General features: G+C 47.2%; 8 protein-coding genes. All 8 read left to right on the top strand.

Annotation, left to right across the window (positions count from 1 at the left end):
* Window positions 1-18: 18 nt before the first annotated feature.
* Window positions 19-3,831: a DNA-directed RNA polymerase subunit beta gene (gene rpoB, locus BLU47_RS08980; protein ID WP_091961460.1), complete on the top strand. Its 3,813-nt coding sequence runs from the start codon at window positions 19-21 to the stop codon at window positions 3,829-3,831.
* A gap of 38 nt (window positions 3,832-3,869) precedes the next feature.
* Window positions 3,870-8,198: a DNA-directed RNA polymerase subunit beta' gene (rpoC, locus tag BLU47_RS08975; protein WP_091961457.1), complete on the top strand. Its 4,329-nt coding sequence runs from the start codon at window positions 3,870-3,872 to the stop codon at window positions 8,196-8,198.
* A gap of 73 nt (window positions 8,199-8,271) precedes the next feature.
* Window positions 8,272-9,573 carry a tRNA (N6-isopentenyl adenosine(37)-C2)-methylthiotransferase MiaB gene (gene miaB, locus BLU47_RS08970; protein WP_091961454.1) on the top strand — a complete coding sequence of 434 codons (1,302 nt, stop codon included), beginning with the start codon at window positions 8,272-8,274 and terminating at the stop codon, window positions 9,571-9,573.
* An 11-nt stretch (window positions 9,574-9,584) separates the two neighbouring features.
* Complete coding sequence (locus tag BLU47_RS08965) at window positions 9,585-11,396, top strand: LTA synthase family protein (protein WP_176780520.1); 1,812 nt, start codon at window positions 9,585-9,587, stop codon at window positions 11,394-11,396.
* Entirely contained in the window at window positions 11,393-13,354 is a 1,962-nt protein-coding gene (locus BLU47_RS08960) for an LTA synthase family protein (protein WP_091961449.1), read from the top strand. The genes BLU47_RS08965 and BLU47_RS08960 overlap by 4 nt, the downstream gene beginning before the upstream one ends.
* A 51-nt stretch (window positions 13,355-13,405) precedes the next feature.
* On the top strand, window positions 13,406-15,241 hold the full coding sequence (locus BLU47_RS08955) for an ABC transporter ATP-binding protein (RefSeq protein ID WP_091961447.1): 1,836 nt from the start codon (window positions 13,406-13,408) through the stop codon (window positions 15,239-15,241).
* A 260-nt stretch (window positions 15,242-15,501) separates the two neighbouring features.
* Window positions 15,502-16,644, top strand: coding sequence for a glycosyltransferase family 2 protein (locus tag BLU47_RS08950; protein WP_091961444.1), 1,143 nt, complete (start codon window positions 15,502-15,504; stop codon window positions 16,642-16,644).
* Complete coding sequence (glf, locus tag BLU47_RS08945; RefSeq protein ID WP_091961440.1) at window positions 16,644-17,777, top strand: UDP-galactopyranose mutase; 1,134 nt, start codon at window positions 16,644-16,646, stop codon at window positions 17,775-17,777. The genes BLU47_RS08950 and glf overlap by 1 nt, the downstream gene beginning before the upstream one ends.
* Window positions 17,778-17,779 lie beyond the last annotated feature (2 nt).

Raw genomic sequence — 17,779 nt, 5'->3', positions numbered from 1 at the left:
AAATCAAAACAATAATATATGGCTTCAAAAGTAATAGATAACAGAGTAAACTTTGGCAGCGTCAAGAATCCGATGCCGTTTCCGGATTTTCTCGATGTGCAATTAAAGTCTTTCAAAGACTTCCTACAGTTGGACACTCCACCTGAGGAACGCAAGAACGACGGTCTGTATAAGGTGTTCGCAGAGAACTTCCCCATTACAGATACGCGTAACAACTTTGTTCTTGAGTTCTTGGACTACTATATTGACCCGCCCCGCTACACCATTGACGAGTGTCTTGAGCGCGGCCTGACTTATAGCGTACCTTTGAAGGCTAAGTTGAAACTTTATTGCACTGATCCTGACCATGAAGATTTTGGAACAGTGATACAGGATGTATTCCTTGGCCCTATTCCATATATGACAGCTAATGGTACCTTTGTGATAAATGGTGCCGAGCGTGTCGTTGTTTCACAGTTGCACCGTTCTCCTGGTGTGTTCTTCGGACAGAACGTACATGCCAATGGTACTTTGCTCTATTCTGCACGAATCATTCCATTCAAAGGTTCATGGATAGAGTTTGCTACTGATATCAACAACGTCATGTATGCTTACATTGACCGTAAGAAGAAGTTACCTGTTACCACACTGCTGAGAGCCATTGGTTTCGAGACTGATAAGGATATCTTACAGATTTTCAACCTTGCAGAGGAAGTGAAAGTCAATAAGGCTTCGCTCAAGAAGGTTGTCGGATGTAAGCTTGCCGCTCGTGTCTTGAAGAGCTGGAATGAGGATTTCGTTGACGAGGATACAGGTGAAGTTGTATCTATTGAGCGTAACGAAGTCATCATGGAGCGTGAGACGGAGATAACCGATGATAATATGATGGAGATCCTGGAGAGTGGTGCTTCAACGATTCTCGTACACAAAGACGAGTCGGTAGCACAAGACTACTCTATTATCTTCAATACCCTGCAAAAGGACCCGTCGAACTCGGAGAAGGAGGCCGTGCTCTATATCTACCGTCAGCTGCGTAATGCAGATCCTGCCGATGATGCAAGCGCACGTGAGGTTATCCAGAACCTGTTCTTCTCAGACAAGCGTTATGACTTGGGTGATGTAGGTCGTTATCGTATCAACAAGAAACTGGGCCTGAACACGGAGATGGATGTTCGTGTCCTGACAAAGGAAGATATTATTGAGATTATCAAGTACTTGATTCAATTGATAAACTCAAAGGCTACCGTCGATGATATTGACCACCTGTCTAATCGTCGTGTACGTACAGTCGGTGAACAGTTGTCTAACCAGTTCTCTATTGGCTTGGCCCGTATGAGCCGTACCATTCGCGAACGTATGAATGTCCGCGATAATGAAGTGTTTACGCCGACAGATCTTATTAACGCCAAGACTATTTCCAGCGTTATTAACTCGTTCTTCGGAACGAACCCGTTGTCACAATTCATGGATCAGACCAATCCGTTGGCTGAGGTAACGCATAAGCGTCGTCTCTCCGCTCTGGGTCCTGGTGGTCTCTCGCGTGAACGTGCAGGTTTCGAGGTTCGTGACGTACACTATACACACTATGGCCGTTTGTGTCCTATTGAGAGCCCTGAAGGACCAAACATCGGTCTGATTTCATCATTGTGCGTATATGCAAAGATTAATGAACTTGGCTTCATCGAGACACCATATCGTAAGGTTGAAAACGGTGTCGCTAATCTGAATAATAATGACATCGTATACCTGACAGCCGAAGAAGAGGAAGATCACGTAATCGGACAGGGTAATGCACCATTGAATGATGATGGTACCTTCATCCGTCCTGTTGTCAAGTGCCGTCAGGATGCTGACTTCCCTGTCGTGCCTCCTACGCAGGTTGACTTGATGGATGTTTCTCCACAGCAGATTGCCTCAATTGCTGCTTCGCTGATTCCGTTCCTGGAGCACGACGATGCTCACCGTGCGCTGATGGGATCGAACATGATGCGCCAGGCTGTTCCTCTGCTTCACAACGAGGCACCTATTGTTGGTACTGGTATTGAGAAACAGGTGTGCGAGGACTCTCGTACAATGATTACTGCCGAGGGCGATGGTATCGTAGACTATGTGGATGCTACAACAATCCGCATTCTGTATGACCGTACTGAGGATGAAGAGTTTGTCAGCTTCGAACCGGCATTGAAGGAATATCGTATTCCGAAGTTCCGTCGTACTAACCAGAACATGACCATTGACCTGCGTCCTATTTGTGATAAGGGCCAGCGTGTCAAGAAGGGTGATATCCTGACAGAAGGCTATGCTACAGAAAATGGCGAGTTGGCACTCGGTCGTAACCTGCTTGTGGCTTACATGCCTTGGAAGGGTTATAACTATGAGGATGCTATCGTGCTCAATGAGCGTATTGTTCGTGAGGACGTCTTAACTTCTGTACACGTTGATGAGTACTCACTGGATGTTCGTGAGACAAAGCGTGGCGCAGAGGAATTTACCGCAGATATCCCCAACGTTAGCGAAGAGGCTACTAAGGATCTCGACGAAAACGGTGTTATCCGTGTCGGTGCTCGTGTAGAGCCTGGTGATATCCTTATTGGTAAGATCTCACCGAAGGGTGAAAGCGATCCCTCACCAGAAGAGAAACTGCTGCGTGCCATCTTTGGTGACAAGGCTGGTGATGTGAAGGACTCTTCTTTGAAGGCCAATCCTTCGTTGACTGGTGTTATCATCGACAAGAAACTTTTTACCCGTGCCGTTAAGACACGTCAGACAAAGCAACAGGATAAAGTTACCCTGGCTAAGATTGACGAAGAGCATCAGGCAAAGATTGACGACCTGAAGGATATCTTGGTAGAGAAACTCATGACGCTCACCAAGGGTAAGACCTCACAGGGTGTTAAAGATTATACTGGTGCAGAAATTATCTCGAAGGGCAGTAAGTTTACTGTTACCAACCTGAAGAATTTGGAATATGGTGATATACAGATCAGTCATTGGACAAGTGATGAGCACAAGAATGAGCTTATCGCCAAACTGATTATTAACTATATGAAGAAGTTCAAACTGCTTGACGCTGAGATGAAGCGTAAGAAGTTTGCGATCACCATTGGTGACGAGTTGCCCTCAGGTATCTTGCAGATGGCAAAGGTTTATGTAGCCAAGAAACGTAAGATTGGTGTCGGTGATAAGCTGGCCGGTCGTCACGGTAACAAGGGTATTGTATCGAAGGTGGTACGTCAGGAGGATATGCCGTTCTTGGAGGATGGTCGTCCTGTTGATTTGGTACTTAACCCACTGGGTGTGCCTTCTCGTATGAACCTCGGTCAGATTTTCGAGGCTATTCTTGGTGCAGCAGGTAAGCGTCTGGGTGTGAAGTTTGCTACTCCGATTTTTGATGGTGCAAAACTTGACGACCTCGCAGAATGGACTGATAAGGCTGGCCTGCCTCGTCTTTGCTCTACTCATCTTTACGATGGTGAGACGGGTGAGAAGTTCGACCAGCCTGCAACGGTAGGTATTACCTACTTCTTGAAACTCGGCCACATGGTAGAGGATAAGATGCACGCACGTAGCATCGGTCCGTACTCTCTGATTACACAGCAACCCCTCGGTGGTAAAGCACAGTTTGGTGGTCAGCGTTTTGGTGAGATGGAGGTTTGGGCACTGGAAGCCTTCGGTGCCAGCCATGTACTGCAAGAGATCTTGACCATCAAGTCTGATGATGTTGTGGGTCGTGCTAAGGCATATGAGGCCATTGTCAAAGGTGACCCGATGCCGACTCCTGGTATTCCAGAGTCACTCAATGTGTTGCTGCATGAGTTGAAGGGTCTAGGCCTCAGCATCAAGATGGACTAATAGATAATGGATAATTGAAAAAAAGAAAATAGAAAATTATGGCTTTCAAGAAAGATTCAAAGATAAAGACAAACTTCACCAAGATTACCATCGGACTGGCTTCTCCTGAGGAAATCCTCGAAAGTTCTTTTGGTGAGGTGACAAAGCCTGAGACCATCAACTACCGCACCTACAAGCCTGAGCGTGACGGTTTGTTCTGCGAGCGCATCTTCGGTCCTACCAAGGATTACGAGTGTGCCTGCGGTAAGTACAAGCGTATCCGTTATAAGGGTATTGTCTGCGACCGTTGTGGTGTAGAGGTTACTGAGAAGAAAGTACGTCGTGAGCGTACAGGTCATATCGAACTGGTTGTTCCTGTTGCCCACATCTGGTACTTCCGTAGCCTTCCAAATAAGATTGGCTACCTCCTTGGTCTTCCCACCAAGAAGCTCGATGCCATCATTTACTATGAGCGTTATGTGGTTATCCAGCCAGGCGTTATGGCAGGTAAGAAAGACGCAGAGGGAAATGATGCCCTTGGTGCTAATATGTATGATTTGCTGTCAGAGGATGAGTATAACGACATTGTCGACAATCAGATTTCTCCTGAGAACGCCTATCTGGATGACAGTGATCCTAATAAGTTCATCGCCAAGATGGGTGCTGAGGCCATTTACGACTTGCTCATCCGTCTTGACCTCGACTCGCTTTCATATGAGTTGCGTGACCGTGCCAACAGCGACTCTTCAGTTCAGCGCAAGAACGAGGCACTGAAGCGTCTGCAAGTTGTTGAGTCATTCCGCACCAGTGTTGAGAAGGGCATTAATCGTCCTGAATGGATGATTATGAAGATTATTCCCGTAACTCCTCCCGAGTTGCGTCCGCTCGTTCCGCTGGATGGTGGTCGTTTCGCCACTTCCGACTTGAACGACCTTTATCGTCGTGTCATCATCCGTAACAATCGTCTGAAGAGACTGATGGAGATTAAGGCTCCTGAGGTGATTCTCCGTAACGAGAAGCGTATGTTACAGGAGGCAGTTGACTCATTGTTCGATAACTCCCGTAAGTCATCAGCAGTGAAGAGCGACTCAAACCGTCCGTTGAAGTCACTCTCTGACTCACTGAAAGGTAAGCAGGGACGTTTCCGTCAGAACTTGCTTGGTAAGCGTGTCGACTACTCAGCCCGTTCGGTAATCGTTGTAGGTCCTGAGTTGAAGATGGGTGAATGCGGTCTTCCTAAGCTGATGGCAGCAGAGCTCTATAAGCCGTTTATTATCCGTAAGCTCATCGAGCGTGGTATTGTAAAGACGGTGAAGAGCGCTAAGAAGATAGTTGACCGTCGTGAGCCTGTCATCTGGGACATCCTGGAGAATGTGATGAAGGGTCATCCTGTGCTCTTGAACCGTGCACCAACACTGCACCGTCTGGGTATTCAGGCCTTCCAGCCCAAGTTGATTGAGGGTAAGGCAATCCAGTTGCATCCATTGGCTTGTACAGCGTTCAATGCCGACTTCGACGGTGACCAGATGGCTGTTCACCTTCCCTTGTCAAATGAAGCCATTCTGGAAGCTCAGATTCTGATGCTCCAGAGCCATAATATTTTGAACCCTGCCAATGGTGCTCCTATCACCGTTCCTTCACAGGATATGGTGCTCGGTCTCTACTATATCTCAAAGATCCGCCCAGGTGCAAAGGGTGAGGGACTGACGTTCTATGGCCCAGAAGAGGCTATCATTGCCCACAACGAGGGCAAGTGCGACCTGCATGCTCAGGTGAAGGTAATGGTTGATGATATTGTTGACGGAAAGCCCCAGAAGCATATGGTTGAGACCTCTGTCGGCCGTGTCATTGTAAATGGCATCATTCCGAAGGAAGTAGGTTATGTCAACAAGATTATCTCTAAGAAGTCACTGCGTGACATCATTGCTGACGTTATTAAGAACGTAGGTTTCGCAGAGGCATGTGAGTTCTTGGATGGTATTAAGAACCTTGGTTATCGTATGGCCTATGAGGCCGGTTTGTCATTTAACCTTGACGACATCATTATCCCTGAGGCCAAGAAAGACCTAGTAGAGAAAGGTAACGAGGAGGTTCGTCAGATTACTGAGAACTACAATATGGGCTTCATCACCGATAATGAGCGTTATAATCAGGTTATTGATACCTGGACGCATATTAATAATGACCTCGGCAATGTGCTGATGAAGGAAATGACTGAGGCAGACCAGGGCTTCAATGCCGTATTCATGATGCTTGACTCCGGTGCCCGTGGTAGTAAGGACCAGATTCGTCAGCTCTCTGGTATGCGTGGTCTGATGGCCAAGCCCCAGAAGGCCGGTGCAGAGGGTGCTCAGATTATTGAGAACCCGATTCTGTCAAACTTCAAGGAGGGTATGTCCGTGTTGGAGTACTTCATTTCTACACATGGTGCCCGTAAGGGTCTTGCCGATACGGCTATGAAGACGGCTGACGCCGGTTACCTGACACGTCGTCTGGTCGACGTATCACATGACGTGATTATCAACGAAGAAGACTGTGGTACCCTTCGTGGTCTTGTCTGCACTGCTCTCAAGAATGGTGATGAGGTCATCTCAACCCTTTATGAGCGTATCCTTGGCCGTGTATCTGTTCATGACATCATCCATCCTTCTACGGGTGAACTGATTGTAGCTGCCGGTGAGGAGATTACGGAGCCTATTGCTCAGGCTATCGAAGACTCTCCTATTGAGAGCGTCGAGATTCGTTCCGTACTCACCTGTGAGTCAAAGCATGGTGTCTGCATGAAGTGTTACGGACGTAACCTCGCAACCCGTCGTATGGTACAGAAGGGTGAGGCCGTTGGTGTGATTGCTGCACAGGCTATTGGTGAGCCAGGTACTCAGCTGACACTGCGTACGTTCCACGCTGGTGGTGTGGCTGCTAACGCAGCAGCAAATGCCAGCATTGTGGCTAAGAACGACTCAAAGATCGAGTTGGAAGAAGTACGTGTTGTACCGTTCGACGAGGATGGTCGCGAGTGCGAGATGGTAGTGAGCCGTTTGGGTGAATTGCGCTTTATTGATACGCACACCAATATCGTATTGTCTACAGTTAACGTTCCTTATGGTTCTTCGCTCTATTTCAAGAACGGTGATACCGTGAAGAAAGGCGACAAGGTTGCTCAGTGGGATCCGTTCAATGCCGTTATCGTTACGGAATACGCAGGTACTTTGAAGTTCCATGATGTAGTAGAGGGTATCACCTTCCGCGCTGAGACTGACGAGACAACCGGCTTGACCGAGAAGATTGTTACAGAGTCGAAAGATAAGTCAAAGGTTCCTACTTGTGACATCATTGATGCTAATGGTGATGTGATTGGTACCTATAACTTCCCTGTGGGTGGTCACGTTGTCGTAGAAGACGGCCAGACCGTCAAAACAGGTGAGACTCTCGTTAAGATTCCTCGTGCTGCAGCCAAGGGTGGTGATATTACCGGTGGTCTGCCTCGTGTTACAGAGTTGTTTGAGGCTCGTAACCCATCTAACCCCGCTATCGTATCTGAAATCGACGGTGAGGTAACCATGGGTAAGGTAAAGCGTGGTAACCGTGAGATTATCGTAACCTCTAAGACAGGCGAGCAGCGTAAATACCTCGTATCTTTGTCAAAGCAGATCCTGGTACAGGAGCATGATGCTGTACGTGCTGGTACGCCGTTGTCTGATGGTGTTATCACTCCTGCCGACATCCTTGCCATCAAAGGTCCTACGGCCGTTCAGGAGTACATCGTCAATGAGGTACAGGACGTTTATCGTCTGCAGGGTGTGAAGATCAATGACAAGCACTTTGAGATTATCGTCCGTCAGATGATGCGTAAGGTACAGATCAACGATGCCGGTGATACCTCGTTCCTTGAGTCCGACATCATCGACAAGCTTGACTTCGCTGAGGAGAACGACCGCATCTGGGGTAAGAAAGTCGTTGTTGACGCCGGTGACTCTGAGAATCTGCAGAAGGGTCAGATTGTCACGGCTCGTAAGCTGCGCGATGAGAACTCCATGTTGAAGCGCCGTGACCTGAAACTTGTACAGGTGCGTGATGCCGTTCCAGCAACGTCAACGCAGATTCTGCAAGGTATTACCCGTGCAGCTCTGCAGACCAAGTCGTTCATCTCTGCTGCATCGTTCCAGGAGACCACCAAAGTGCTCAACGAAGCCGCTATCCGTGGTAAGGAAGACCACTTGGAGGGTATGAAGGAGAACGTGATTGCCGGTCACCTGATTCCTGCTGGTACAGGTCTTCGTGAGTTCGACAAGATCATTGTCGGTTCGAAGGAAGAGTACGAGCGTATGCAGGCTAACAAAAAGAATGTGCTCGACTACGCTGAAGAGGCCGTTCTTGACGAGAAGTAAGCTAGTAATCATTAACTCATAAATAAGAAGGCACCGTCGCATGCTGTTGTGGCGGTGCTTTTTTCAACGAAAGATGAAGAAACTGTATATCGAGACCTATGGTTGCCAGATGAATGTGGCCGACTCTGAAGTGGTTGCCTCTGTCATGCAGATGGCAGGCTATGAGTCGACAGAGGTCCTTGAGGAGGCTGACGCCGTATTCCTGAATACCTGTTCCGTACGAGATAATGCCGAACAGAAAATCTATCACCGTCTGGATGCACTCGATGCCATGCGTCGCAAACATCCCATGATTATCGGTGTGTTGGGCTGTATGGCTGAACGTGTGAAGGAAGACCTGCTGGAGCATCATCATTGCGACTTGGTTGCCGGCCCTGATGCCTATCTCTCTCTGCCCGATCTGATAGCACAGGCTGAAACCGGTCATAAGGCGATCAATATCGAGTTGTCGACCAGTGAGACTTACAAAGACGTTGTACCCCAACGCTTGCATGGAGCGAAGATAGGTGGTTTTGTCAGCATCATGCGAGGCTGTAACAACTTCTGCCATTATTGCATCGTTCCTTATACCCGTGGTCGAGAGCGTAGTCGAGATATAGAAAGCATCCTGCGTGAGGTACGAGATCTGCGGGACCGTGGATTTAAAGAGGTTACCCTGCTTGGTCAGAATGTCAACTCTTACCATTTTGAGGAGATAGGTTTCCCCGAACTGCTGCGTCGTGTAGCAGAAGAAGTACCAACCATGCGTGTACGTTTCACGACATCACACCCCAAGGATATGAGTGACGAGACACTGCATGTGATAGCGGAAATGCCTAATGTCTGCAAACATATCCATCTGCCGGTGCAGAGCGGTTCAGACCGTATATTGAAACTGATGAATCGCAAATATACCCGTGAGTGGTATCTCGACCGGGTTGCGGCTATCCGTCGTATCATCCCTGATTGTGGTCTGTCGACGGATATCTTCGTGGGTTATCATTCTGAGACGGAGGAAGACCATCAACTATCTCTTTCGCTGATGCGTGAGGTGGGCTATGACTCTGCCTTTATGTTCAAATATTCCGAACGTCCTGGTACCTATGCTTCCAAACACCTTCCCGACGATGTTCCCGAAGAAGAGAAGATTCGCCGGTTGAACGAGTTGATAGCCTTGCAGACGGAAATTTCTGCCCTGCAAAATAAGAAGGATGAAGGTAAGGAGTTCGATGTGTTGCTGGAGAATTTCTCGAAGCGCAGTCGCAACCAACTGATGGGTCGTACTGAGCAGAATAAAGCTGTCGTCGTAGACAAGGGCTCCCGCCATATCGGTGAAACCGTACGGGTACGTATCACCGGCTCTACCAGTGCCACATTATTAGGAGAAATCATATAGATGATGAGATGTTGAAGAGAGCAGAATATCTGTTGAGGTTCTATCTGTTAACATTGCTGTTGTTTATAGCAGCCAAGGTGTTATTCATGCTATGCAACGCAGCAGGCAACCCGTTCAAGGCTGGTGATGTCGTAGACGTCATATACCACGGCATCAGCCTTGACCTCAGTACGGCTCTCTATTTTCTGATATTGCCCTTCCTTATCACCATCATCAGCATCTATTGGCAGAAGAAACCCTTGTTTGTTCTTCTGCGTGTTTACCATCTTATCATTGCCATAGCCTTTGCGTTGGCTTTTGTAGCAGATACCAGCCTATATGGTTTCTGGCATTTCAAACTTGACGCCTCGTGCCTGCAATATCTGGAAACACCCACAGAGGCAATGGCAAGTGTCAGTTGGGGATATATTGCCATTAGACTGGTGATATTCGTGCTGGTTGCCTGGCTGATATTTAAAGCATACCAGAAAACAGTCCGCCCTGCTCGGACTGCCAGTCCGCCCCGGGCGGACTACAAGTCCGCCTTGCTCGGACTATTAGCGTTCATATTGTCCATTCCTGTTTTTGTTATTGGCATACGAGGTGGCTTGGGTGAGTCGACGACGAATATCGGACAGGTTTATTATTCGCAGAACCAGTTCCTCAACCACTCTGCTGTTAATCCCGTATTCAGTTTCCTGGCTTCTTTCGAGAAGACGGCAAATAATATTGTAGACTACGACTATTATTCACAGGAAGCGTGCAATAGCCTGTTGGAAGGCGTCTATCCCGTTACTTCCGTCGATACTGATACCTTGCTGACAATGCAACGACCTGACATCGTCATTATCCTGATGGAGAGTGCTGGTGACTTTCTGGCTGATGTGATGCCTCGTTTGCAGCAGTTAAAGAAGGAAGGCATCAATTTCTCAAACTGCTATGGTAACACTTGGCGTACTGACCGAGGAACGGTTTGTACCTACAGCGGTTACCCTTCATTTCCCACATCTTCTGTGATGAAGATGCCCAGCAAGACCCAGCATCTTCCCAGCATCGCCCGTACATTGCAGAAAGCAGGCTATCAGACCAGCTATTTCTATGGAGGTGACATCAATTTCACGAATATGCGCAGTTACCTGGTAGGTACGGGCTTTGAGCAATTGACGTGGATGAAGGATTTCAGCAAGGCCGAGCAAGAGACCTCTGAATGGGGAGTACGCGATGATATCATGTTTAAGGCTGTTTATCAGAAGCTGACAAACCACCACGAGAAGCCACAGTTGATAGGCTTTTCAACGTTAAGCAGTCACGAGCCCTGGGATGTCCCCCTGCAAAAGATTGATGAGCCTATCAAGAATGCTTTTTATTATCTGGATGATTGTATCGGACATTTCATCGATCAGTTGCGTCAGACACCACAGTGGGACTCCACGCTTATCGTGCTCTTACCTGACCATAGCATTGACTATGGCGAATTGAATGAGTCGAAAGAAGCGCGCAATCGTATCCCGATGGTATGGACGGGTGGGGTAGTGAAGGCTCCAAGGGACGTTCGTCAGATTTGCAACCAGACCGACCTGGCAGCAACGTTGTTGGCACAACTCGGACTCCCGCACGATGATTTTCGTTGGAGCCGTGATGTGCTCAGCAAGACTTATCAGTATCCGTTGGCTGTTCATAATTTCAACAACGGCTTTACGATGATTGACTCTACAGGTTTCATGGTCTACGACCTGAATTCCAAACAGATAATGGTGAACCGTAGCAGCGATGCCCAGCGACTTGAACAGTTGGGCAAAGCGGTGTTACAGGCCACGACAAAAGACTTAAAAGACATGCAATGATGAAACGACTCGGACTATTATCACCTTTAGCGGCTACGCTCTGCAACTTGCTGATAGCCTATGGAGCCTATTTCTTGGCTCGTATCATCTATTTTTGTGAGAATTATAGTTTCTTCTCGCAAGGTCTGTCTTTTTCCTATATCATGGAGATGATGCGAGGTGCCTTGGTGTTCGATACGAGTGCCATTCTCGTAACTAATATTCCTTATATCGTGCTGATGTTGTTCCCCTTGCATTTCAAGGAGACAATATTCTATCAGAAGTTGTGCCGCTTTATCTTTCTGCTGATAAACGGACTGGCATTGGCTATCAACCTTTGCGATGCCGTCTATTTCCGCTTCACGATGCGTCGAACCACCACCACCGTGTTCAGTGAGTTCTCTAACGAGGGCAACTTAGGTGGTATCTTCATGACAGAGACCCTCCGTCATTTCTATCTTGTCATCTTGTTTGTGTTTATCGTATGGGCAATGTACCGCCTATATCGCCTCTCGCCACTTGCCTCTCACCACTCACCTCTAAAGTGGTGGCACTATGACTTGGCAACGCTGCTTTCTCTGGCAGCCTTTGCCCCTTTCGTGGTGGCAGGCATCCGAGGTGGCTTTACCACAGCTGTTCGTCCTATCACCATCAGCAATGCCAATCAGTACGTCAATCGTCCTATTGATGCAGCGTTGGTGCTCAATACCCCCTTCTCTTTATATCGCACCATTGGTAAGGCTGTCTTTGTCGTACCCGACTACTTTCGGGATGCAGCAGAGGTGGACGCCGTCTATTCGCCTGTTCATGTCCCCAACGATTCCGTGCCCATGATGAAGAAGAATGTGGTGGTATTGATTGTGGAGAGTTTTGGACGCGAGTATATCGGCGCATTAAACCGCACACTCGATAACAGCCGATATCAAGGATACACCCCTCATGTCGATTCATTGATAGCCAAAAGCATTACCTTCAGTCATAGTTATTGTAACGGACGTAAGAGCATCGACGGCATGCCTTCTATCCTGTCGAGCATCCCGATGTTCGTCGAACCCTTCTTCCTGACTCCAGCTTCGATGAACCATGTCAGCGGAATCGCATCATTGTTGGCAGGCGAAGGCTACCAGACGGCCTTTTTCCATGGGGCTCAGCGTGGTTCAATGGGTTTCCAGGCCTTTGCACGAAGCACAGGTTTCCAGGCCTATTATGGGCGCGAGGACTATGACGCTGATAGCCGTTTCGGAGGAGATGACGACTTCGATGGCATATGGGCTATCTGGGATGAACCGTTCTTGCAGTACTATGCCACCAAGATGTCAGAGATGAAGCAACCCTTTATGACTGCTGTCTTTACGGCTTCCAGCCATCATCCCTATGTTATTCCTGAGAAATACAAGGATGTCTATCCGGAGGAAGGCATCATCATTCATAAGTGCATCCGTTACACAGATATGGCTTTGGGCCGCTTTTTCCAGACGGCCAGTCGTCAGCCGTGGTTCAAGAACACCATCTTCGTGCTGACCAGTGACCACACCAACCTCTCTGACCATCAGGAATACCAGACCGACTTAGGTGGTTTCTGCTCACCGATTATTATCTACGAGCCTGGTGTTACGGACAGCCAGCCAGAGGTACAGCAGAAGATTGCCCAGCAGATTGATATCCTGCCAACGGTGATGGGGCGTCTGCATTATCCCAAGCCTTACTTTGGTTTCGGCATCGATGTGTTGAACACACCTGCTGAGGACACCTGGGCAGTGAACTATCTTAATGGCATCTATCAGTATGTCAAGCATGGACATGTCATCCAGTTTGATGGACAAAAGACAAAAGCAGTCTATGCCCTTACTGATTCCTTGATGCAGCACAATCTTCTCACCTCTCACCCCTCGCCGCTTACCTCTGAGATGGAACGTGAGGTGAAAGCCATCATCCAGCAGTATATGAGTCGCATGACGCAAGACCGTCTGCAACCCTAAAATCGCAAAATCAATTGTAAATTGTAAATCGTCAAATTGTAAATAAGTTATATGCTGAAACAGTTTTTCTCCGTCATGGGGCGTTACCTCAAGCCTTATCGTAAATACCTTGCTTGGTCAGTAGTGCTCAACTTCCTGTCACAGTGGATGAATGTCTTCTCATTTGCAGTATTGATCCCTATCCTGAACATCCTATTCAAGATCGATACGGCAGTATATACCTATAAGCCCTGGACATGGGACACGCTGGACAAAGACCTCGTGGTCAACAATGCCTATGCCTATGTGCAGGAGTTAATCAATACCAATGGTGCCTTCCTGACGCTGGTGTATATGGGACTTGCATTGGTGATTATGACTGGATTGAAGACACTGGGCTATTTTGCTTCTTCGGCTGTGATGATACCTTTGCGTACAGGTGTTGTCCGCGATATTCGTATCGAGGTATACGAGAAAGTCCTGAAACTCCCACTGAGCTTCTTCTCCGAAGAGCGAAAGGGTGATATCATTGCCCGCATGTCAGCAGACGTGAGTGCCGTGGAGAACTCCATCACCAGCAGCATTGATATGCTGATACGTCAACCGATAGCCATCATTGTGTGTTTCGCCACCATGTTGACAGTCAGCTGGCAACTGACGGTGTTTGTCATTGTCGTAGCACCTCTGGCTGGATGGATCATGGGTACTGTCAGCCGGAAACTGAAAAGCCAGTCGGCCAGTGTACAAGGCAAGTGGGGCGACATGTTGGCTCAGCTTGACGAGACACTCGGTGGACTGCGCATCATCAAGGCTTTCATTGCTGAGCGCAAGATGCTTCAGCGCTTCATCAATATCAACGACGACTATCGTCGGGAGGCCAATGCGATGACGATTCGCCAAAGTGCTGCTCACCCTATGTCCGAATTCCTGGGCACGGTCATCATCGTGGTCGTCTTGTGGTTCGGAGGATTTCTCATCCTCAGCGACTCCCATTTGATAGACGCCTCCACTTTCATTTTCTTCATGGTCATTCTCTATAGTGTCATCAACCCGCTGAAAGACCTGTCGAAGGCAAGCTATCAGATACCTGTCGGACTGGCTTCCATGGATCGTATCGACTTCATCCTGAAGGCTGAGAACCCTATCAAGGAGCCTGCCAATCCTGCGCCCATGCCGTCGTTCGAGAAAGAAATCGAGCTGCGTGACGTGTCGTTCAGCTATACAGAAGGACGTGAGGTGCTGAAGCATATCAACCTGAAGGTGCCCAAGGGCAAGACCATTGCCCTCGTAGGTCAGTCAGGCTCAGGCAAATCGACACTGGTCGATCTCGTCCCCCGCTATCATGATGTCTGTGCCGGCGAGGTGCTCATTGACGGCCGGAACATCAAGGACGTGCGCATCTCAGAGCTCCGCACCCTCATCGGCAATGTAAACCAGGAGGCCATCCTCTTCAACGACACCTTCTACAACAACATCACTTTTGGTGTCGAGAATGCGACGATGGAACAGGTCATAGAGGCCGCCAAGATAGCCAATGCCCACGACTTCATCATGGAGAGCGAGCAGGGCTACGATACGATGATAGGCGACCGTGGCGGACGCCTATCAGGCGGTCAGCGCCAGCGAGTATCCATAGCCCGTGCCATTCTGAAGAATCCGCCCATTCTTATTCTCGATGAGGCTACCTCAGCCCTTGATACCGAATCGGAGCGACTCGTGCAGGAGGCTCTGGAGCGCCTCATGAAGAGTCGCACAACCATCGCCATTGCCCACCGCCTCTCTACTATCAAGAATGCCGACGAGATATATGTTCTCTATGAGGGCGAAATCGTGGAGTGCGGCCAGCATGACGAGCTCATTGCCAAGAACGGATACTATAAGCGCCTCTATGACATGCAGCAGCTGTAAGAATGCAGACTTAAGCAGGTAAATTTTCTTGATATTTCTAGGCGTTTGGCAACTATTAGCAAAAAGCCTTCTAAAAAATGAGTTAACTCAAATGGTTGATTGAGTTAACTCATTTGATTAATCGAGTTAACTCAACTCAAAATAAGGGGAGAAAAGGGTGTCATACAAAGTCACGAAAAATCTTTGATAAATAGTTTTTTTCTTTGTCGTATAAAAAAAACTCCGTATCTTTGCATAATTAATATAATCTATTGCACATTATGATGCTTGACAAACCTCTGATATCTATTGTGGTTGCCTGTTACAACACGGAAAAGTATATTGAGTCATGTATGGACAGTATACTTCATCAAAGTTACAGCAATATTGAGATAATATGTGTAGATGACTGCTCGACGGACGATACGGAAAGGCTGGTTCGACAGACAATGAAGAAGGACAACCGTATAAAATGGTTGTCAACGGAGAAAAATAGCGGCCTTTCTGATTCGCGCAATCTGGGGCTTGAGTATTGTCAAGGGGAATACGTAATGTTTGTCGATGGTGATGATTGCTTGTTGCCAGAGAGTATATCCAAACTTTACACGTCTATGGACGATGACGACTGCGTTGTTGTAGGTGGGGCAATTGTTAACTATGAGGAAGACAAGGAGCAGTATGGGATTTTGGTAGATAATGACAAGAATTATTTTACGATAAAACATGAAATAAAAACAAATGCTTTATCTGACATCAGTACCACGATGAACCTACCTGTCAATGCTTGGGGAAAATTGTGGCGTATGTCCATCATCAAGGCTAACGAGGTGAAATTCCCTTCAGGGCTGTTATATGAAGATGCATGTTTCTTATGGAAATATTTGCTGGTAGCTCCTTATATTCATACGGTTAAGACACCTATTGTTAAGTACCATCGTCATATGGAAGGCTCCATCATGAGCGATACGTTCAAGAAAAGTCCCAGAATGAGCATCAATCATATATTTATTCTAGAAGACATTTTCAACTTTGCCGTATTACATCATTCTGAGCACATACTACGAAGCAAGATGACGAAGTTATATGAGGATAATTTCTGGAATGCATACAACATGGCTCCGTCAAGCGATTACGAAGAGATATTTAGCACGATGTGTCGTATATTACGTGAGCAAAGAATAGACACAACGACTTCTCCTGCACTGCAATATGTGGCACGTTATGACGAGATCTCAAAGAGTGAGATATTTATGGAAGCCTATAAGGGTTTAAAAGGTGTTGGAATAGATATTTCGCCATTGGCCTTGAAACTAACGGGGAAATTGGCAAAATACCGTAAATTGACCAAGTTGTTTGCGTGTATCTCATCTCTTTTGCTGGTAATATTAATGTTTGTAATACTAAGATTTTATATATTCCACTAATGAAACAGTACGATTACCTTATTGTAGGAGCAGGGCTATTCGGGGCATCTTTTGCTTGGCGAGCTCGTCAGGCGGGTAAGACCTGTTTGGTGATTGACCGTCGTGAGCATGCGGGCGGAAACATCTATTGTGAAGAGATTGAAAGTATTCATGTACACCGTTATGGTGCACATATTTTCCATACGAATAATGAGCAGTTGTGGAGATTTGTCAACTCGCTGGTTCCCTTTAACCGATACACAAATAGTCCACTGGCTAATTACAGGGGCGAATTGTATAATCTGCCATTTAACATGAATACATTCCATCAGATGTGGCGTGTATGTACTCCTGCGGAAGCTTTAGTCAAATTGGAAGAACAACGTGCAGCGGCTCGAAGGCGGTTGGCAGAACAGGGGGTGGATGAACCGCGTAACCTTGAAGAGCAGGCTTTACTCCTTATTGGTCGGGATATCTATGAAAAACTAATAAAAGGCTATACGGAAAAGCAATGGGGAAGGGATTGTACGGAATTACCAGCCTTCATAATCCGTCGGTTGCCTGTTCGCATGGTGTTTGACAATAATTACTTTAATGATGCTTTTCAGGGAATACCTATTGGAGGTTATAATCTGTTGGTAGACAAATTGCTTGAGGGTTGTGAGGTCAGATTGGGAGTAGACTATTTTACTCATCGTACAGAACTTGATAACTTGGCTGAGAAGATAGTATATACGGGTGAAATAGACCGCTTCTATGATTATCGTTTTGGTAGACTACAATGGAGGACTGTGCGTTTTGATACTGAAGTTATGAGTATGTCAAACTATCAGGGTAATGCGGTGGTCAACTATACCGAGCGCGATGTCCCTTATACGCGTATTATAGAGCATAAACACTTTGAATGCTTTGGAGCAGACGTAGACAAGAATCCTCATACAGTCATCTCGCGTGAATACTCTACGGAATGGCAGCCAGGAATGGAGCCTTATTACCCCGTGAATGATGAATATAATCAAGACATAGCTGATAGATACAAGCAATTAGCTGACCAGGAGACTAATATCATATTTGGAGGCCGTTTGGCTGAGTATAAGTACTATGATATGGCTCCAACTATGGAGAAAGCTTTTTCAATCAAGATAGGTGGATAAAA

It is taken from the genome of Prevotella sp. tc2-28, assembly GCF_900107705.1.
Classification (GTDB): Bacteria; Bacteroidota; Bacteroidia; order Bacteroidales; family Bacteroidaceae; genus Prevotella.
Note: the sequence above shows the minus strand (reverse complement) of the source record. Positions and strands in the feature narration are given on the sequence as shown.